Origin of the sequence: Paenibacillus sp. FSL R10-2782 (assembly GCF_038592985.1) — a bacterium.
Classification (GTDB): Bacteria; Bacillota; Bacilli; order Paenibacillales; family Paenibacillaceae; genus Paenibacillus; species Paenibacillus terrae_C.
This window is the reverse complement of record NZ_CP151951.1, coordinates 5,315,360-5,335,027: the sequence shown is the minus strand read 5'-3', so window position 1 is coordinate 5,335,027 and position 19,668 is coordinate 5,315,360. Positions and strand designations below refer to the sequence as shown.

Genomic DNA, 19,668 nt, shown 5'->3' with positions numbered 1-19,668 from the left:
ATTCGATAATAGTGAAAAATATTGTATGACCTTACATCCTACTTACGCTATAATGAGTAAAAATTATTTATGTACGCATGCTTATGTTTATGCGGAAGTAGAGAGAATGAGGGGGATACAATGAGTTTGAGCAAGGGGCAGAACAGCCTGAACGATAAAAATGAACGCTTCTCGTCAGCCGGATTCATATTGGCAGCGATCGGGAGTGCGGCAGGACTCGGCAACATTTGGAAATTTCCATATATTACTGGACAGTATGGTGGGGCGGCATTTTTCATGCTGTTTATCGTCTGTCTGTTGCTTGTAGGTTTACCTGTATTGCTGGCTGAGCTGGCGCTTGGTCGAGCTGGTCGGGGGAGTGCCGCTTCTGCTATGGTCAAAGTAGGCGGTCATCCGGTTTGGGGTAAATTAAGCATCATGTATGTGATTATCCCGTTTGTCATTTTGTCGTTCTACAGTATCGTAGGGGGCTGGACGCTCCATTATGCTATACAGGCATTCACCGGAAAATTGTTCTCCAATAACGATTTTGCCGGACAATTCGCCGCATTCTCTTCGGGCTACGCACCACTGGCATGGCTGTTGATCGTTTTTGCCATTTGTGCAGTTGTCGTTATTTTGGGTGTATCCAACGGGATTGAAAAATTCAATAAAATCCTCATTCCTGCCAAAGTCATTCTATTGCTCGTCTTGATGGTGAATGCTCTGTTGCTGCCAGGTTCTGGCGCAGGTGTAGCTTTCTTTTTGAACCCTGATTTTTCTAAGCTCACTATAGAATCAGCATTGGTTGCTTTGGGACATGCCTTCTTCTCACTATCTCTGGGGATGGGAATCATGGTAACGTATGGTGCGTATGTGGATCGCCGCCAATCGCTGGGTACGGCTGCATTGGCTATTGGAGGAGGCGATTTGATCTATGCGTTTATCGCAGGTATGATCATTTTCCCAACTACCTTCTCCTTCGGTATTAACCCGGCTCAAGGACCGTCCTTGGTCTTTATCGCATTGCCAGCAGCGTTTTCCGCTATGCCTTTCGGTTCGTTTTTCGGTGGCTTGTTCTTTGTACTGCTGGCGGTTGCAGCCATCGGATCGATGGTATCTCTGTTGGAGGTGCCTGTCGCCTATGTGATGGAACGTTTCCGCTGGAGCCGTATCCGCTCGGTTATCATCGTTTCTGTCCTGTGCCTGTTGATGGGTGTTCCATCCGCATTGTCTATGGGGCTGGTGCCGGAACTGAAGGTCGGAGGCAAGTCATTCTTTGACTTTGTAGATTTCACGGCATCCAACATCTTCTTGCCGCTCGGTGGCTTGATGGTGGTTATCTTTGCAGGGTACTATTGGAAAAATGCAGCGGAGCAAGCGAACCTCAAGCCTGTATGGTTCCGAATCTGGTTGTTTGCCCTTCGGTATATTGCACCGATCCTGATGTTGCTGGTATTCCTGCATACCTCAGGCATTATCAAATTTTAAGCTACAATCAACAAAAAGGCATGTTCTTCCTAAGGGAAGAGATGCCTTTTTTTGTATATCTATCAGTGGTTACCTAACTGTGGAAAGGAGTGATATAATAAAAACATTGTCATGAATTTTAACTTCATTGAAATCATTACGAATATGAAGTTTTATATAATGAAAGAAAAGGCTACAGGGCATCGCACCAAAACGATGTGCAGGAGAGGGAAAGGGCAGAAGAGCATTGAAACAGACAGGGAGCTTGAATTTGCATGAAGGATGGCGGCTGAAATGAAGTCTAGTCCGTTGCCATCACAACGTCGTTATATGCCGGGATTGGATGGATTAAGAGCGCTGGCGGTCATTGCAGTCATTGTGTATCATCTGAATCCGGACTGGTTGCCGGGAGGCTTGTTGGGTGTAGGCGTTTTTTTTACGTTATCGGGGTATTTAATCACGGATATTCTGGTAAGTCAGTGGGATACATATCATAGTTTTAAAATGAAAGATTTCTGGTTGCGTCGGGCCAGAAGGCTGCTGCCTGCCATGCTGACGGTTGTAGCCGTCATTGTCCTGTGCTCGTTGCTTTTCGATCCGTCACGGCTCATGGCCTTGCGCGGAGATGTACCTGCTGCATTGCTATATATGAGTAACTGGTGGTTTATTTTTCATCAGGTATCGTATTTTGAAAGCTTTGGACCACCTTCGCCGCTTGGACATCTGTGGTCGCTGGCGGTGGAGGAACAATTCTATATCCTGTGGCCGTTAATGCTGGCGCTTGGGTTGAAATACATGCCCAAGCGTATTGTGCTCGCAGGCTGGGTAACTTGCCTGGCGTTGATCTCTGCGCTGCTGATGGCAGTCATTTACGTGCCGGGAACTGATCCCAGCCGGGTGTATTATGGCACGGATACACGCGGATTCGCACTGCTGATCGGTGCGGCGCTGGCTTTGGTATGGCCGAGCGGCAAGCTGAAAGGGCAAGCGTCTGCCAAGGCGCGCTTGTTTCTGGACAGCATCGGCGCGGTCAGCTTGCTGCTGCTGTGTCACTGGGCATGGGCCTCGAATGAATATGACCCGTCTATGTATCGGGGGGGCTTGCTGGGCATAGCTTTGGTTACTGCTATTGTAGTTGCAGCATTAGCGCATCCGGTGAGTCATCTCGGAAAGCTGCTTGGACTCAAGCCGCTGCGCTGGATCGGCGCACGTTCCTACGGGCTATACCTGTGGCATGTTCCGGTTATCACCCTGACGACACCGCAGGTGGATACCGATGGTGTGCATGTGCTGCGAATCATTTTACAACTGTTAGCAACCATATTGCTTGCGTCTCTCTCGTATAAATATATTGAGGAGCCGATCCGGCACGGAGGATTTCGGCACTGGATCGCGGACATCCGTACAGCGGTTCGCAGACAGGCACGCTGGAGATGGATGCCTGCAACCGCAGCATCAGTGCTTTTTATAGGAGTTTTTGCAGGTACCGTTCACCTGTACGTGGCGCCTGCTGGCGCAACCACTCAGGCAGCGGCGAACGATGGGATTCTAAGCGGGAAGACAGTACCGCCGCTTCACGGAACTGTATCTATGGCTTCGAAGGAGCCGAAAGCCAAGCCACAAGTATCCGGGGGCAGTAAGGTGCAGGACGGAGTTAAGGTCCAAGCTCAAACCCAAGCGCTAAAGAATGCGGAGACTAAGGCTGACACTACGGATGGGGCTAAGGTTCAGTCGGATACCTCGACTCAACAGAAACAGGCAACGTCTAGTGCAGATGTTGGCGCAGGTGTCACCGCAATTGGAGATTCCGTCATGCTGGATGTGCAGGAATACATTCAGCAAGCTTTCCCAGACGCGGTTGTAGACGGACGGATCGGTCGGCAGATGGCAGAAGCGCCTGCCGTGCTGGAGCAGTTGAGACAGAACGGACAACTGGGGAAGACAGTCATTATTGAGCTGGGCACAAACGGTGCTTTTACCAAGGGCCAATTGACCGATTTGCTCGCCAGTTTGAAGGATGCGAAGCGTATTATCCTCGTAAATACTCGTGTCCCACGTCCATGGGAGAGCATTGTGAACAGGCATCTTGCCGAAGCGGCAGCCCAGGATGAACGGATTACGATGATCGACTGGTACGGAGCCAGCTCTGGCAAAAACTCGTATTTTGAACCCGACGGAGTTCATTTGAAGCCCAAAGGCGCCAAAGCCTATGCATCTTTGTTGGCTCAGGTTTTGACAAAGCCATCTTAAATAGCAATAATCTATCGGGAATACGTTAGCCCCTGATCCGGGGGTTTGTATGGAACTCTTGCCGTGGTTGCTTACCGGCCATTGTTAGGTAGCTGTGATGCGCAAACATCACGGCTACTTTCTATTTTATTAAGCTATTCAGGCCATGCTTCCTTGCTTAAATGAGCATTGTTGTTTTTGAAGCCCAAAGGGTAACAACTCTTTGCTATTTGGCTACAATTTTTCAATTTTCATTTTACTTATTTATGGTAAGGTTACCTAGACGAACATGCCTGATTTCGGGAAATATTAATTGTGGTGGGGGTACATAAGCTAATGGAAAAGAGTTACACACATAGCAGGACAAGAGAGCATCGCTTGAAGAGAAACAAAAGAAGATTGCTATTCGTTGCTATTTTATTATTCGTGATCGGTTGTATTACGCTCATTGTGCTAAAGGTGTCAGATAGCAAACCACCAGCCCAAACACTGGAGCAAGTTAAAAAAACAGATACCGTATCCGATGACAAATCAAAAGGTAAAGCTGCTTTACAAAAAGACGATACCGGAGTTGAAGATGGTGCCTTTGTTGAGAAATATTTAAACCAACAAATGCTGGGTCAGAAGCCTGATGGAGCCGACGGTAAAAAAGTAGCTTATTTATCTTTTGATGATGGGCCATCGGTGACCGTAACACCTGAAATATTAGATATTCTGAAAAAACAGAAGGTTAAGGCAACCTTTTTTGTCGTAGGAAAGGAAGCCGATGAAAATGAACATACGAAGAATATCATTAAAAGAATTGTTGCAGAAGGTCACGCTATAGGAAACCACACGTATTCACATAACTATAAATATCTATATCCCCACAAAGCTGTAAGTACGGATAACGTTATGAATGATATTGAAAAGAACAATCAGGTATTAAAAAGCATTCTGGGACCGGACTTCTCGACAAGAATGATTCGATTCCCGGGAGGCCACATGACGTGGAAGAAAAAAGATCCAAAGGGTATGGCCGCATTAGATGCAGCTTTACTTAAGAAGGATTACCACCAAGTGGATTGGAATGTATTAACTAAAGATGCAGAGGGACGACACAAGAAAGCGGCCGGACTCATAAACCAATTCATGAAGTCTGTAAAGGGTCGAGAAAAAGCCGTGATCTTAATGCATGATACCTATGGCAAGGAAGAAACTGCAAAGGCTTTGCCGGTCATTATAGAATATTTAAAAAAACAGGGCTATGAATTTAAGATTATGAAGTGAAAATATGTTTAGGTTGCTCCGTTTTGCTTGTATTCAATTTTATAACAAGTAAATTAGTCTTAAAAGCCCTTTGATAGCTTATATAATATTATTTTTAGGTATATACTATAATAAAATAGTATTTAGGGGGAGATTATGCTGGTATTAAAATCATACGAGGTATTTATACCGGGGGCTTTCCCAACATATACCTACGTTTCAAGAAATACACCTGATACTTCCTATTCATACGAATTTAGATTAGCTCAATCACTTAAAACTATTGGTTATCTAACATCAATTATTGGCCCTTCAAAAACCGGGAAAACGGTTTTATGCGAGAAAGTAATAGGACAAGATAAAATTGTGGATTTGACAGGAAATGACTTCAAACATTCAGAAGATTTTTGGGTAACAGTAGCCAAAAAAGTAGGCCTATCACTAGAGAGCAACCATATAGAACGTAGAGGTATTGAAGGAGAAGGAACAACGGGTCTTATAGAAAAAAAATCAACGGCAATCACAGAGTCATTTCGTTCTGGTAAAGATAAGATTATTCAATACTTTAATGAGAATAATCTGGTTCTTGTCCTAGATGACTTTCACTATGCCCCAGGGGATATGCAGCTGGAAATGGCTTATCAATTAAAAGATGCTATTCGAAAGCAATTTCGAACGATTGTCATTTCTTTACCCCACAGAGCTGATGATGCCATTCGTAAGAATCCTGATCTGAGTGGAAGATTGAATCTTATCAATATTGAGCCTTGGCAACTGGATGAACTAAGTGAAATCGCAACAACAGGTTTCGAATCATTAGGTATGAATATTGACTTAAACTATGCCAAGGATATAGCTCTTGAAAGTCTTGCTTCTCCTCAACTCATGCAATCCATATGTTTGAATCTTGCCATTCAACTGGATGTAGATCATAACCGTGAAAATGCACAGATTACGAGTAAGACTCAGCTTGAAGAAGCTTATAAGATGACAACAATTAATCTCTCATATAAAGACGTGGTAAGGAAGTTAAAGGCTGGGCCGAATCCAAGAGGACAGCAGAGAAAAACCTACAAGCTTGTTACCGGTGAAGATGCGGACATTTATGAGCTGTTAATAAAGGCAATTTCACTAAACCCCCCTGAGATTAGTATTTCTATAGACGATATGAAGAAGAGAATTGATGAACTTATTAGTGATGGTAATGATAAGCCGGACAAGCCAAAGGTAAAATCTGCAATAGAGCAGGTTCAGTCCATTATGCAAAATAGTGAGAGTATTTATCAGGTTTTTGAATATAAGGACGAGAAAATTTACATTTTGGAGCCGCACTTTTTATTTTATTTACGATGGGGGATTCATTAATGGGAGAGGGTATGACCACATCAAATAGAACAAAAAGTGAAACAATTCAGGCTATTCAAGAACAGATAGATGAGGTTCAGTTACTAACTCAGTCCGAGAATAATACCGACGAGGGGAAACTCGAAGAGTGGAGAATTTCAACAAGTAGAGTTCTTCAGAAAGCTTTTTCGAATGCATCAATTGCTCGTGAGTTTTTGTTGAAAACCGATGCAAATACCTTTCATGATGTGGGTGTTTCCTATTTAAAAGGATTGATAATTGACATAAATAAGGGGCTATTTGAAAAAATATCCCCTTCATCGTCATCTAACCCAGATCTTATTGATCTTCAAAGCTTCCATGTGATTATCCGAAGAATAATGCGTAATTTTTATAAACATATAGAAGAGATGTATCATAAACCTGTACACGGTAGTGGAACCATTCGACAAGAGAATCTTACTAAAATATCTCTAGGGAACGAGTACGATGTACAGCGTATGTTATTTTCCCTCATTCGTCCGATTTTTCCAGAAGCAAGAGTCGAGATATCAGATGACGGCGGCTATAAGTCCGTTAGATATGATATATACTTAAGGGAGTATGAAACTGTAATAGAAGTCAAATGTTCGCGTCCCAAAATGAGTGAACGTGAATTGACTGAACAATTAGGGTCAGATGCCTTCCATTATAGGGAGAAGTACGTATACTTTTTTATTTATGATAAGGACAAAATTGTAGATAATGTGGATGCCTTTTGTAAGACCTATCATAAGAGTTTAGAAATAGACGGAAAACAAATTGAAACCATAATCATGCAGCCTGTTGTAATGTAGAAAAAAATAAGCTGAAGGGAGATATAACAAGGCAACTTACCTATCACTTCTGTAGCTAAAACAAAAAAGGACGAGGGCCATTGGCCCCGTCCTTTTCTATTGTAGAAGATATACATTTCGTCTGTTTTAGAGCCGTTCCGCTTCAGCCATCGCCTGAATGAAAGCTCCGATACCTTTGGGATCGTTCGTCACAATCGGCTCGCTGATATAGTAAGCGAAGGTACCGTCCCGACGATCTTTACCGCCCAAACCGCTTACTTGCACCGTTTTGTTCAGATTCACGAGTCCTTCTTCGGTAATCGTGATAAATTCATCAATAATGCCTTTACGGATGATTTCTGCCTCTTGACGATATTGCTCTGGCAGATAACCTTTGCGAACGCCTTTGGCGATCGCATAGAGAATCATGCAGGAAGCGGAGGCTTCCAGATAGTTGCCTTTCACATGGCCCAGATTGAGCACCTGATAAAAGACTCCACTTTCTTTATCACGTACTTTCAACAGAGCTTCCAGTGTTTCTGTCAGCATATCGAGCACGGCAGGGCGATCTGCGTGATCTTCTGGAATATAATCCAGTACATCAACAAGTGCCATTACGAACCAGCCTATAGAGCGTCCCCAAAAGTTCTTGGAGCAGCCTGTTTGCGGATTGCACCAAGGCTGTTCAAGCTTCTCATCCCAAGCGTGGTAGAGCAGACCCGTCTCAGGATCACGCGTATGCTCGTAGCAGAGCTTGAATTGCAAGGTAACATCGTCAAATTCTGACGGATCTCCAAATTCGCGGATAAATTCAGCGTAGAACGGGGCACCCATGTACAAGCCGTCCAGCCAAATTTGATACGGATAAATTTGCTTATGCCAGAATGCGCCCTCGCTTGTGCGGGGGTGTTTTTCCAACTGACTGCGTAATTGGTAAGCTGCCTTTTTGTATCGTTCGTCTCCTGTCGCACGATACAGAGAGAAGAGCAGCTTTCCGTTATTCACGTGGTCAATATTGTATTCATCTACTTTATAGCGCTGAATCACGCCATTTTCGTCAACAAAATGATCCATATGTTTTTTTACATATTTCATATACTTGGGATCGCCTGTCAGTTCTCCGACCGCTTCCAAGCCTTTGTAAATGACGCCGTGGTCATATTCCCATTTTTCGTAAAACTCCGGACTCCGCTGTAGAACAGAATCGCTCATACGTACAGCCCAAGAATCTGTTTTTGTAGGATTGGTTGTCGGTTGTGATGTTGGATTTGCCATGATACAGTCCTCTCTTTGGAAAATATTTGATTCATAATCGTTGTTTGTGCTTACATGGAAGGCGTATGTGATTTAGGGTCAGCAGGTTTGTTCTTGAAACCTACATTATTGTTGCCCCAGCACCGATCATAATTAAAACCTGTCAGTTCCTCGAATACCTTTCGAGCTTCCGGTTTGGCTGATTTCATGGAGCCGCCATTTTTGAGTCGATCAATTTCGGTGATCAGCTTCTTGTGACTGTCAATATCCAGCTTCATGACGACAGATGCAATCATACCGATGATCGCCAAAGCGATGGTTCCAACGACAAGCACGTAAAATATAGCATGCTGAGCGGCAATCGGCTGACTATCAGCCCCGGATACGAATCCGAAATGCTGTAACACCCAGCCAAGTATGAAGACGACGACGGCTCGAACCATTTTACCTGCGAAAGTCATCATACCTGCATAAATACCTTCCCGGCGACGGCCAGTCAATGCCTCATCTACATCAGCAAGGAACGTATATTGATTCCAGGGAATATAGTAGACCCCGCCTGTACCAAGACCCATAAACAGTGTGATGACATATAGCCATACCATCGTATTGGAGGCTCCCGTGATATAGAGCAGGCCGTAACCAGCTACGCTAAAGCAAACGACGACGAGTGCAGCGATAAAAGGCATACGGAACCCTTTGCGTACACAGAACTGGATGAAGAAATAGGTGGAAATTAATTGAATGACAGAGTTAAAGCTATTCAGATTAGATACCATCTCCGAGCTTTGGAACAGGGAAAATACAATAAAGTACGTAAAGGCAGAAGTGAACAGCCACTCGGCTGAAAATCCGCCCAGATACATGCCCAGATGATGACGGAACGTCTTTACCCGGAAGGTCGAGGAAATGTCAATAAACAGCTTTTTCATGGAATCTATAAAGGAAAGCGGAGCTTCACCTTCCAGTTCCTTTTGCAGCTCCTCTGTAGGGCGTTCCCAAGAATTTTTGTACAAAAATGCCATCGCAATGAGCAAGATACCTGCAAACACGAGTCCGGTATAAAAGAAGGGCAATGGAGAGTCTTTGCCATACTCGGCGATAAAGCGACCAGGGATAAAAGCGGCGGCAAAATTGGCAATTTTACCGAACATGGCCTTCCATCCGGTTAATCTGGAGCGCGCGCCGAAGTCCCGGGTCATCTCTGAGGCGAGTGCTTCATATGGCACCATGACAGAGGTATACACGAGTTCAAACAGTACGTAGGTACTCAGGTAATACCAGAAACCCAACCCATCTACCCACAACAACGGATACACGAGCATCAGCGGAATCCCCATCATAATGAAAAAACGGCGTCTGCCGAATTTTCGGCCCAAGCGGGTGCGATGAAAGTTGTCGCTAATAAAGCCCATGATCGGATTGCTGATGGCATCGATGATGCTGGCAACGGAGAAAATGGCTGCGGCCTGAACGGGAGACAGTCCGCAAAAGGTTGTATAAAAGTACATTAACCATGCGCCACTAATAGCAAGTGCACCGCTTCCCAGCATGTTGCCGCTTCCATAGGCGAGTGTATGTTTCATTGTGATTTTTCGTTCCATGATCTGTTCACCTCATATTTTGTCTGGTTATGAGGACAATCACCGGTCGCTATATTATGCAGTATGTCTATGTTGGTAGATGGGCCAGGGCGTCCTGATTGGGTTGGGCTTTTAGCGTGCCCCTATGTTGTTGCCGCTCGGAGTGCCCGAGCCGATCAAATCGCTTCCTGAAGCCAGCTTGAGGAAGTTACCTAGTTGGATGGAACCGTCTGTACTTCTTGTAATGGAAGGAACGAGACTGACAAAGTCAGCGGCGCTGGCGAGAAGACCTTTGGCATTGGTGCTTTTTTTGTTTTTCCACCAGACGTTAGAATTGTCTTGATCGGTTCCACTGGTCTTGTCACTGGCTGTTCCTTCAAAGGAAAGATTGTTAATAAATACGTGGTCACCCTTGTCAAAAGCAAAATTGCTCTCGCCATTACTCCATGAAGTATTATTGGTCAGGGTAATGGTTCCGGGATTGCTGTTGTAGGTAAAGCCGTGCTTTTTATTCTGAAAGGCAATGCTGTTTTTCACGATATGGTTGACCTTGATTTTGTCCCCGCCCAGCTTGAAGCCATTGCCGTCACTGTTAGCGGTGGAGGTTCCATCAGAGGTCTGTCCGTTGTGGTGGGCGACACTGTTCAAGATCGTTACCTCTCCGATAGGTCCAGTTGCTGCTTTGGTAAACAAATCCCAACCGTCGTCAACGTTGTACGCAGCCACACAGTTATCGAATACATTGCCTGGTCCTACGGTCAGCTTAGCGGCAAAACCGTCAGCATCCTCACCGTTGTCAGGATCAGCATTATCATGAGAGTAGGAGTTCAAGATAAGGTTGTTCGAAGGCCATTCACTGTTAGCTGCTGTAGTGGAGTAGCGTCCGAGTTGAAGACCGGTATCCCGATTATGGTGAGTTTCCACATTTTCAATCCGGTTGTTGCTGCCGCCGATATAGATACCGTTATCCCCAGCACCCTTTACTTCAAGACCTTTTACCAGCCAGTAGTCTCCGAAAAGCTGGAGTCCACGGTTGGCGGAGCCAAAGGCTTGACCCGAAAAATCAAGTACCGGCTTTTCACTGCCGTAAGCAACCAACCCTTTGAGGGAACCGTTGCTGCCATTATTTCCACGCTGAACGGTAATCGTAGAGGAATAGGCGTAGTTGCCTCCGCGCAGATAAATGGTTTTACCAGGAGCAATTTGTGTAAGTGCGGCTTCAAGAGTAGTAGGACTGGATATGGTACCTGGATTGGACACGTTACCATTTGGCGCTACATACAAGTCGCCTGCCGCCAGCGTGGTGGAGATAGCAGATGTATCCGTTGCACTGGCAGCCTCTTCTGAAAGGGAAGAAGAAGGGGCATTGGATGGCGTATCTGCGTAAGCGGTTCCAAGAAGGAAAGAAGAAGCGAAAACAACAGAAATACCGAGCCTTAGAGCGTTAAAACCGTTTTTTGGACGTTCATTGCGTTTAAACATGTAAATTCCTCCTTATTTCATCTTTTATTTTAAAAGAAGATAGCACTATAAAAGCGACTTATGCTGTCTTTCATGTGAAACGGGGACACCTCCCTGGGTGACGGATTAACTGGCATATGTCCAAAACGCTCTAAGAAGTATAAGCTCAGTTTAATATATGTTAACGTTTGCATCAACTGTTTTTTGATGATATTTTGAGATTGTGAAAAAAAGTTCACACTTTTGTTTCAACTAAAAACACGGTTTTGCCAAGCTGGGAAAAATTGATTGCACTTATATAATATACACATATCAGGAATAGAATCTATGAGAAAAGGCGGGTTTGACGTAGGGATCACGGGAATCATTTGACGAGTCCAGCTACACGGAAAGTTTCGAGAAGGCGGCCACAAGTTAAGAATGAGATTGTGGATTGGATTAAAGCGATTATCGTAGGTGTTGTTCTCGTGAACAAACTGATTTACGATTTTCGTGATCCCAAGCCGAGTGAGGTTGTTGTATTCCATGTGAGAAAAGAAGGAAGAGACTTCATTAAGCGTGTCATTGGGGTCGCGGGAGACACGATTCAATACCAGGGCGACAATCTTTACGTGAACGGTAAAAAAGTGGAAGAGTCATACATTCAGGGAGCTGTCGGTTTTAATCGTAATAATAACGAACGTTAGAATTACTAAATTATTAATGCAGGGAAATGTCAAGGGAGACTGTAAGGAAAGGGGAGAAAGAATTAACAAAAGAAAGTGATCTATATGTTATTGGGTGCCGTATTATACCTGAAAGGTTGTATTTCAATAGTTGAAACTTATGAATTATAATTTAACTGTTTCAAATGACAAATAGGCGTATAATAACCCATTAGACCTAAGAAAATTGTCCCATACAAAGGAGATATTTTAGAATGAAGATTGGTAAAAAACTATCCATTAGTTTTGCAGCCGTATTATTGCTTACATTGGTTGTGGGCGTTATCGGTGAGTATGCTACTTCGTCTTTACATACATCTTATCAAAGCATGATTGATGATGGCGTTGCTAAAATTTTAATGATTAAAGAATTGGAATACGATGCTGCGAGTCAGACCAAGTATTTTCGCGGATATCTGGTGACTGGCGATCAGGACGAAATGAACAGTTATCTGAAAGAGCGCGAAACCTTTGCAACGACCATGAAGAAGCTGCAATCAACGCCAGCACTGGACAAGCCCAAGCAAATGGCAGCACAGCTCCAGCAGATGGAGGCTGAATATGCAGATATCGTGAAGGAAATTACCTCATATAAGCAGCAGGGGGATGTGGTGACCTACACGAGATTAGTGGAGGAAAAATGTAAGCCGATGGCGCTTGCACTGGAACAACAGTCACAGGCGATGGAGCAATACCAGATGGAACTTCTGAATCAATCCCAAGTCGAACAGGACGAAAAGCTCCAAAATGTACAGACGATGATTATCATTGCGATGGCGCTCGCACTGGTGATCGGGATCGTATTGGCATATGCAATCACCCGTATGATTGCCCGTCCGGTGGTGCAGGTAGCTCAAGCCGCTCGGCGTATTTCAGAAGGGGATCTGACACAGGAGGATATCCAAATTCGTCAGAAAGATGAGATTGGTGAAATGGCGCAGAGCTTTAACGATATGAAACGCCAGCTTCGTTCGCTGATGCAAGTGATTTATCAGAATGCGCAAGGGGTCATGCTTGCTTCGGGTGAGCTGTCCAGCGGCTCTGGACAGGTGGCGGAAGGCGCGCGGCAGATGGCGGAGACGGTACAAGGAATCTATGATTCGGCGGGCAGCCAGGTCGAGCGAAACCGTGAAAACCAGCAGGCGGTCAAGGAAAGTGCAGAAGGTGTTCAAAAGATTGCCCAATCTGCATTCATTACCGCAGAGCTATCCGAGCGAGCGATTCACGAGACAGAGCGCGGCAATGTAGACCTGGAGGAGACGGTTGTCCAAATGCGCCATATTCAGGATACGATGAAGGACTCGGTCAAGGTCATTCAGGAATTGGGCGAGCAATCGAAGCAAATTCAGAATGTAACGCAATTTATTCGGGATATCGCCAAGCAAACTAATTTGCTGTCGTTGAACGCCTCCATTGAAGCGGCCAGAGCCGGGGAATCGGGTAAGGGCTTTGCTGTCGTGGCGGGTGAAGTGAAGAAGCTTGCGGAACAGACGGGTCAAGCTTCTCAACAGATTGCTGTCTTTATGGATGCCATGGCGGATACAGTGAACCAGGCCGTGGACTCGATCCAGAAAGGCTCCAGCGAGGTTGAGGCCGGAACGGATCTGATTTACCGCACCGGACAGACGTTTAGCAAAGTGCATGAAGCGGTACAAACGGTAGCCGAGCACACGCAGGACGTGTCCGCTGCGACCGAAGAATTGTCTGCCATTACCGAGCAACTGCTGGATTCGGAGCAAAAGCTGGTAGGCTTATCTCGTGAGATTGCAGAGGAATCGGAGTCGGCTGCGGCTGTATGCGAGGAGCAACTCGCTTCTATGGAGGTTATTGTGGATTCTGCCGATTCTCTGCGTCATATGGCTGCTGAGCTACTGTCAGAAATACAGCATTTTCGCATTACAGACGATGCAGACGAGAATAAGGCTTCGGCTCATCCAAAGGATACGAATGGAGGACGCGGCACGTCTACCAGACGTACATCTATGGAAAGAATTTCAATTTCAGACACACCGATTCATCCTGCTTCCTGAGCGGGAAGTATTAGATAACAGAGTCTGTCTAGCATCCAGGCTACAACCAAGAGGACTTGCGCAAACAACACGCAAGTCCTCTTTTTTTTTACTTTCTGGCTTCGTAATTCTTATATACTCATGGAATCACCATTTTGAACTTAGCCTTTGACCGCTCCCGCGACCACACCTTTGACGATGTATTTTTGCAGGAAAATAAATACGACGATGGAAGGCAGCACAGCCATCACCATGGCTGTCATGGCATACTGCCAGTCTGACGTATACTGTCCGACGAAGGTATAGGCCGCCAGCGTAAGCGTTTTGGTGCTGGGTGAGCCGTTAACCATGAGCAGGGGCAGCAGAAAATCGTTCCAAATCCACATCACGTCGATGATCACAATGGTGGCGGTGACGGATTTCAGCAAGGGGAAAATGACTGAAAAGAATAGCCGGAAGCCTGAGGCTCCGTCAATCTTGGCGCTTTCGTCAATCTCGTTGGGAATCCCTTTGACAAATCCGTGATAGATAAACACCGCCAGCGGTGCGCCGAAGCCCCAATACAGCAGGCCAAGTCCCCAGGTACTGTCCGCCAGATGCAGGTCTTTCGCGAGTCGCAAGACAGTCAGCATAATGGACTGAAACGGGATTAACATTGGCATAATGCATAGCATGTAGATAGCGGAACTCCATTTGCTCTTGGTTCGTGCCAGCTTATAGGCGGCAATAGAGGATACCAGTACGATACCTGCCAGCCCGACTACGGTAATGATTGTGTTATTCAGAAATAAGCGTGGATAGTTAATGAATTTCCATACATATACGTAGTTATCCAGCGAAAGCTGCTTGGGCAGCGCAATGACGTCGGTCATGACCTCAGCGAAGCTTTTGAACGAATTGTTAATGGCGAGAAACAGCGGATACAAAAATAACAGCGATAATACAATCATGCCCGCTTCCAGCAAAATACGTCCCATACGGCTGCGTTGCATCAGGCTTCAACCTCCCTGCGTTTGAAAATAGACAATTGGATGATCGTAATGATCAGCACTGCGACGAATAGCAGCAACGCTTTGGCTGTTCCGTAGCCGTACAGATTGTTCTGGAACGTATCCCGATAAATATCATAAGCAATACTGTATGTTGTACCTCCCGGTCCACCGCCAGTCAGGGATAGAATGACGTCGAACACCTTGATCGAGTTGGTCAGAGCCATGAAAACGGAGATCGTGATGGAAGGGGCCAGCAGTGGCAGTGTAATACTGAAAAATCTCCGAATCGGCCCCGCTCCGTCCACAATAGCGGCTTCCTTCAGATCCTCCGGTACGGACTGCAATCCTGCAATGTAAATGACCATATAAAAGCCAATGGATTGCCAGATAGATACCGCCAAAATGGAAATAAACGCGAGTCCTTCCTGCCCCAGCCAACTGAGCTGGAAGAAGCCCCAACCTGTGCTGGTTCCCAGTGACTCAAAGCCCTGCATAAAGATAAACTTCCAGATAAATCCGACAATCACGAGACTGAGGATATAAGGGATAAAGAAGGCAGCCCGCAGCCACGCCGAGCTTTTCAGCTTCATGTCGAGAACAAGCGCCAGCAGGATGGCCAGCACATTCACCAGCACAATGTACAGAATGGCATATTTGACCGTAAACCAGGCTGCATGTGCAAAGTTGGCGTCTCCGAGCAGGATTTGTTTGAAGTTATCCAGACCTACAAATTTCGGATGCTTGGATATTCCATTCCACTTGGTCAGGGAATAGCGTATCGTCATCAAAAACGGAATATAAAATGCAATCGTAATGCACAAAATTACGGGCAGTGTGAACAAGCCAAACTCCAATTTACTGCCCCTATCGCCCCAAGCTCCCCTTTTTTTCAGCATAACGCACCTCTTTTTCTCAACATTTTCCGATCTTTCGCTCCAAGCCGTTTGAGATATAATGAAAGTATAGGATAGCTCCTAGGGCCGGACCAATGGATTTAAGAAAACAGTTGAGGGTAAAAATGTGTACGCTTACAAAAGGGGCGATTTTATCGTGATACCAGAACGAGCAGGTACAGTTTTCAGATCCATGTGGAGACGAATAACGCAAAAATTGGTGAACAAGCTTATTTTGCTTTTTACCTCGGTGATCATTCTGGTGGTAGGCTCGCTGACGATTATCTCCTATCAGATGATTGAAAGAGAGTCGGTGAATCATAGCATTGCCAGCACAACGAATAATCTGCTGCTGGTCAATCAGAACCTGGAGGACTATCTGGAGGGGATGCAGCAGCTAGCCCTGCCGCAGCTTCGTTATAACGATATTATGAACGCGATTGCGAATGAGAATCGGGACTATGCCTCTCGAATGGTCATTGAAAACTATTTGCGCAGCATGTTTTATTCCCGCAGTGATCTGGAAGCTATTTATCTGTACGTGGCAGATCGTCATCAATATTATGTGGTGACTCGGGAGACGTACAATATTACGGTGCGCCAAGGGATGAACACGGATATACCCAAGCTGGCCTGGTATAAGGAGGCAATGGCGAGCACAACCAATGAATCGTTCCAATCCTTTGCGGGTTCCCGTTCGGATATGGGGTATGTGGCGCCACAGGCCAGCTTTATGGCGTACCATCGGGTGCTGAGGTCAATTGCATCTCGTCACCCGCAGGCGGTGTTGTCCTTTTATTACAATACGAGCGCTGTGGACGATATCATGAAGAACATTCCGCTCGGCAAAGGGGACCATCTCATGCTGCTAAGTCCTGAACGTATTCCCTTTTACGTGGATAGCCTTCCGTTATACGAGCGGATGCGGGACTCGGGGGTGCTGGCACAGATTGGACAGGGAGGGAACGGACGAGTAACATGGTCGGACAGTAGTGGCAGTCAGGAGTATCTGGTCGTATATGATGTCGGGAAAAAAGAGGGCTGGCGGCTTGTCAAGCCGATTCCATACCGTCAAATTTACGAAGCGGCTACAACGACCCGGAATTGGAGCTATGTGATCGGGATTTTGTTTTTAGGAGTATCTATTATTTTGGTAACGCTGACCTCCAATGCTATTACCAGTCCCTTACACAAGCTGTCCACCCAGATGAAGCGGTTTAGTACCGGGGATTTCAGGGCAACGGCTCCTGTGAAGGGTCATGACGAGATTGCGTATTTGTCGCTGCATTTTAACGAAATGGTCCAAAGAACCGATGAATTAATTAATGAGCGCTATCGAATGAAGCTGGTCGAGAAAAACGCCATACTCAAGGCGCTGGAGGCTGAAATTAACCCCCATTTTCTGTACAATGCGCTGCAAGCCATATCCACACAGGCATTAAAGCGTGAGATGTTCGATATGGCGGATATGGTCGATGCGTTGGCCCAAACCCTGCGGTATTCCATCAACGGCAAGGATATCGTGGTTGCCCGCGAAGAACTCCAGCATATTGAACGGTATATGGGATTGCAAAAAGCAAGATTCGGGACGAGACTGCGAATCGAGCTGGAGTGGGAGGACACGCTGATGGAGCTGCTCATCCCGAGGCTGTCCGTACAAACGTTGGTGGAGAATTCGATCAAGCATGCGCTGGAAAAGGTATCAAGCGATATTCTGATTGTCATTTCAGCCGAATCCAGCTCTACAGATGCCACGATTACAGTCCGAGACAACGGCCCGGGAATCTCGGAGGATAAGCTGAGACAGGTGCTGGATTCGTTCGAAGAAAAGTGGGAGGAACGGGAGAGTGAGCACATCGGCTTAAAAAATCTGAATGCACGATTGAAGCTCCTGTATGGAGATCAGGCAGGACTATCCATACATGCGGATGAAACGGGAACAGAAATCAAAATGCGCATTCCCCAGGGAGGAAGTAGTCATGTATAATGTATTGATTATTGATGATGAGGAGCCGCTGCGCGAAGCCATTCGTATCGTCGGAGACTGGAACAACCTCGGCATCGGGCAGGTGCTTGAGGCGACGAATGGCAGACTTGGACTGGAACTGCTGGAGCAGCACCCTATAGATGTGGTCATGGTGGATATGAAAATGCCGGAGCTGAACGGTATCGAATTTCTTCGTGCCATCGAGAAGGCATATCCTAATCTGCTGACGATCGTTATTAGCGGCTATGACGATTTTGAGTTTACGCGGCAAGCAATTCAATCCAGGGTGGTGGATTATTTGCTCAAGCCGATCAATCGGCAGGAATTGAATCAGGCACTACGCAAGGCGGTAGATATATTGGAAAGCCGCAAGCAAAGCGAAAGCAAATTCATTAGCCAGAACATTACACTGAATATGTCGCTGCCGAAGCTCAAGGAGAAGCTATATTTGTCCATTCTGGACGGCAGCTTTAAGAGACAGGCAAATGCGGCGTTACTCCCTATGATTGGTGCAGATCAGCCGGGGAACCGCTTTGGAGTGATCGTGCTGCGGCAGCTGAACAGGGATGAGGTTCGCATGACACGTTTTCACGGGGAGACCGATCTGATGGATTTTGCCGTGACGAACGTCATGGCTCAGACTTCGGATGAGCGACTGAGCTGCTTTAGCTTTCCTCATCCGAGACGGGAGCGCGAGGTCGTTTCCATTTGCACATTGTGTCCAGGGCAAGAGGAACATATGCCCCTTCTGCTGTCGCAAGTAGCGCAGAAGGCGGCGGCGAATCTGCACGGATTGTTTGGCATGGTAGTGGTCGCCGGGGTGGGTAAGCCTTGTATGGACATACTGGAACTGGCGTCTACCTATACGGATGCCAAGGCGTTTATTCATAGTACGGACGTATTGAAGCTGACAGGGACATCGGTCATTCATACCACGCCCCGGCAGGGAGCGATGTCAGAAGAAGTGCCGTGGACGGATCGGCTGCTGTTGATCCAGAAGGATGCCCAGACAGGTCAGGCGAATCGGGCAAAGGTGTTGCTAAACGACCTGCTGAAGCAGTTGGCATCCGGCTCTGCCTTTCGTTTGCAGGATGCAGATCGGATGATCGGCGAGTTTCATTTTTTACTGAGAGAAGCGGCTACGGAGCCGGGGGCTTTCCTATCTGCATCTGTGTCTGAGCCGGAGGGGGCTTCGGGGGAACAGAGAAAAAGCGTGGCTGAGGGCGATATTGCTGCGGACTTTACGGATTTTGCCCAGTACGGACAGCGGCTGAACCGTATGTTGGAGCTTTACATTGCCGGGGTTCAGCATGCTCAGGGGGGGAGCCAGCCCTTTGATATTACGGAGATCAAGCGGCATATTGACCGTTATTACTTTGAAGATATCAAAATTTCATTTTTTGCCGAAACGTATTTCTTAAGTCGGGAATATTTGATGAAGCTGTTCAAGCAGCAGTTTGGTTACGGGATTCACGAATATGTGCAGAAGGTCAGAATGGATAAGGCCAAGGAACTGCTAGGCGACTCCAGTCTAAAAATTCAGGAGATTTCCGATATGCTTGGCTATAAGGACAAGAATTATTTTAGTAAGGCTTTTCGTAATTATTATCAGGTGTCACCCTCAGAGTATCGTGTGAGCCTGCAATAAACCACTTTTTTACCCTTAACGCTTCACTAATCTGCCTTTTTAAATTGGACTA

At 46.1% G+C, this 19,668-nt stretch carries 13 protein-coding genes and 1 pseudogene; 9 read left to right on the top strand and 5 right to left on the bottom strand.

Annotated elements, in window-relative coordinates; genetic code table 11:
• Positions 1 to 120: 120 nt before the first annotated feature.
• From NST83_RS24290 to NST83_RS24270, 5 genes are all read left to right on the top strand, one after another.
• Positions 121 to 1,470: a sodium-dependent transporter gene (locus NST83_RS24290; protein WP_342415961.1), complete on the top strand. Its 1,350-nt coding sequence runs from the start codon at positions 121 to 123 to the stop codon at positions 1,468 to 1,470.
• A 273-nt stretch (positions 1,471 to 1,743) separates the two neighbouring features.
• Entirely contained in the window at positions 1,744 to 3,699 is a 1,956-nt protein-coding gene (locus NST83_RS24285; RefSeq protein WP_342415960.1) for an acyltransferase family protein, read from the top strand.
• Between the two features lie 315 nt (positions 3,700 to 4,014).
• Positions 4,015 to 4,947: a polysaccharide deacetylase family protein gene (locus NST83_RS24280; RefSeq protein WP_342415959.1), complete on the top strand. Its 933-nt coding sequence runs from the start codon at positions 4,015 to 4,017 to the stop codon at positions 4,945 to 4,947.
• Positions 4,948 to 5,082: 135 nt separating this feature from the next.
• Positions 5,083 to 6,291, top strand: a complete 1,209-nt coding sequence (locus NST83_RS24275) for an AAA family ATPase (protein WP_137060786.1) — start codon at positions 5,083 to 5,085, stop codon at positions 6,289 to 6,291.
• A complete protein-coding gene (locus NST83_RS24270) occupies positions 6,291 to 7,106 on the top strand; it encodes a hypothetical protein (RefSeq protein ID WP_342415958.1) in 816 nt (271 codons plus the stop codon). Before NST83_RS24275 ends, NST83_RS24270 begins: the two co-directional genes overlap by 1 nt.
• Before the next feature lie 126 nt (positions 7,107 to 7,232).
• Here NST83_RS24270 and NST83_RS24265 read toward each other — a convergent pair whose 3' ends face one another.
• The 3 genes from NST83_RS24265 to NST83_RS24255 all read right to left on the bottom strand — a co-directional run bounded on the left by NST83_RS24265 (position 7,233) and on the right by NST83_RS24255 (position 11,404).
• Positions 7,233 to 8,360 carry a glycoside hydrolase family 88 protein gene (locus NST83_RS24265; protein ID WP_342415957.1) on the bottom strand — a complete coding sequence of 376 codons (1,128 nt, stop codon included), beginning with the start codon at positions 8,358 to 8,360 and terminating at the stop codon, positions 7,233 to 7,235.
• Between the two features lie 50 nt (positions 8,361 to 8,410).
• Positions 8,411 to 9,943: an MFS transporter gene (locus tag NST83_RS24260; protein WP_137060784.1), complete on the bottom strand. Its 1,533-nt coding sequence runs from the start codon at positions 9,941 to 9,943 to the stop codon at positions 8,411 to 8,413.
• 111 nt (positions 9,944 to 10,054) lie between these two features.
• The gene (locus NST83_RS24255; protein ID WP_137060783.1) at positions 10,055 to 11,404 is read right to left on the bottom strand and encodes a right-handed parallel beta-helix repeat-containing protein; all 1,350 of its coding nucleotides are present in this window, start codon (positions 11,402 to 11,404) and stop codon (positions 10,055 to 10,057) included.
• A gap of 347 nt (positions 11,405 to 11,751) precedes the next feature.
• On the opposite strand from NST83_RS24255, the pseudogene lepB reads away from it, so the two are divergent.
• Both lepB and NST83_RS24245 read left to right on the top strand, forming a co-directional pair.
• A pseudogene (lepB, locus tag NST83_RS24250) lies at positions 11,752 to 12,039 on the top strand (signal peptidase I); the annotation flags it as partial.
• Positions 12,040 to 12,302: 263 nt separating this feature from the next.
• A complete protein-coding gene (locus NST83_RS24245; protein WP_342415956.1) occupies positions 12,303 to 14,117 on the top strand; it encodes a methyl-accepting chemotaxis protein in 1,815 nt (604 codons plus the stop codon).
• Positions 14,118 to 14,257: 140 nt separating this feature from the next.
• Here NST83_RS24245 and NST83_RS24240 read toward each other — a convergent pair whose 3' ends face one another.
• Both NST83_RS24240 and NST83_RS24235 read right to left on the bottom strand, forming a co-directional pair.
• Positions 14,258 to 15,088: a carbohydrate ABC transporter permease gene (locus NST83_RS24240; protein ID WP_137060781.1), complete on the bottom strand. Its 831-nt coding sequence runs from the start codon at positions 15,086 to 15,088 to the stop codon at positions 14,258 to 14,260.
• A complete protein-coding gene (locus NST83_RS24235; protein ID WP_342415955.1) occupies positions 15,088 to 15,984 on the bottom strand; it encodes a sugar ABC transporter permease in 897 nt (298 codons plus the stop codon). Before NST83_RS24235 ends, NST83_RS24240 begins: the two co-directional genes overlap by 1 nt.
• 190 nt (positions 15,985 to 16,174) lie before the next feature.
• On the opposite strand from NST83_RS24235, the gene NST83_RS24230 reads away from it, so the two are divergent.
• Both NST83_RS24230 and NST83_RS24225 read left to right on the top strand, forming a co-directional pair.
• Positions 16,175 to 17,968 carry a histidine kinase gene (locus NST83_RS24230; protein WP_342418036.1) on the top strand — a complete coding sequence of 598 codons (1,794 nt, stop codon included), beginning with the start codon at positions 16,175 to 16,177 and terminating at the stop codon, positions 17,966 to 17,968.
• Positions 17,961 to 19,616: a response regulator gene (locus NST83_RS24225; RefSeq protein ID WP_342415954.1), complete on the top strand. Its 1,656-nt coding sequence runs from the start codon at positions 17,961 to 17,963 to the stop codon at positions 19,614 to 19,616. The genes NST83_RS24230 and NST83_RS24225 overlap by 8 nt, the downstream gene beginning before the upstream one ends.
• Positions 19,617 to 19,668 lie beyond the last annotated feature (52 nt).

Excerpts from the sequence above, each read along its gene's own strand:
- NST83_RS24270 (WP_342415958.1), top strand. The coding sequence starts at position 6,291 with ATGGGAGAGGGTATGACCACATCAAATAGAACAAAAAGTGAAACAATT.
- NST83_RS24225 (WP_342415954.1), top strand. The coding sequence starts at position 17,961 with ATGTATAATGTATTGATTATTGATGATGAGGAGCCGCTGCGCGAAGCC.
- NST83_RS24285 (WP_342415960.1), top strand. The coding sequence starts at position 1,744 with ATGAAGTCTAGTCCGTTGCCATCACAACGTCGTTATATGCCGGGATTG.
- NST83_RS24230 (WP_342418036.1), top strand. The coding sequence starts at position 16,175 with ATGTGGAGACGAATAACGCAAAAATTGGTGAACAAGCTTATTTTGCTT.
- NST83_RS24260 (WP_137060784.1), bottom strand. The coding sequence starts at position 9,943 with ATGGAACGAAAAATCACAATGAAACATACACTCGCCTATGGAAGCGGC.
- NST83_RS24290 (WP_342415961.1), top strand. The coding sequence starts at position 121 with ATGAGTTTGAGCAAGGGGCAGAACAGCCTGAACGATAAAAATGAACGC.
- NST83_RS24240 (WP_137060781.1), bottom strand. The coding sequence starts at position 15,088 with ATGCAACGCAGCCGTATGGGACGTATTTTGCTGGAAGCGGGCATGATT.
- NST83_RS24280 (WP_342415959.1), top strand. The coding sequence starts at position 4,015 with ATGGAAAAGAGTTACACACATAGCAGGACAAGAGAGCATCGCTTGAAG.
- NST83_RS24235 (WP_342415955.1), bottom strand. The coding sequence starts at position 15,984 with ATGCTGAAAAAAAGGGGAGCTTGGGGCGATAGGGGCAGTAAATTGGAG.
- NST83_RS24265 (WP_342415957.1), bottom strand. The coding sequence starts at position 8,360 with ATGGCAAATCCAACATCACAACCGACAACCAATCCTACAAAAACAGAT.
- NST83_RS24275 (WP_137060786.1), top strand. The coding sequence starts at position 5,083 with ATGCTGGTATTAAAATCATACGAGGTATTTATACCGGGGGCTTTCCCA.
- NST83_RS24255 (WP_137060783.1), bottom strand. The coding sequence starts at position 11,404 with ATGTTTAAACGCAATGAACGTCCAAAAAACGGTTTTAACGCTCTAAGG.
- NST83_RS24245 (WP_342415956.1), top strand. The coding sequence starts at position 12,303 with ATGAAGATTGGTAAAAAACTATCCATTAGTTTTGCAGCCGTATTATTG.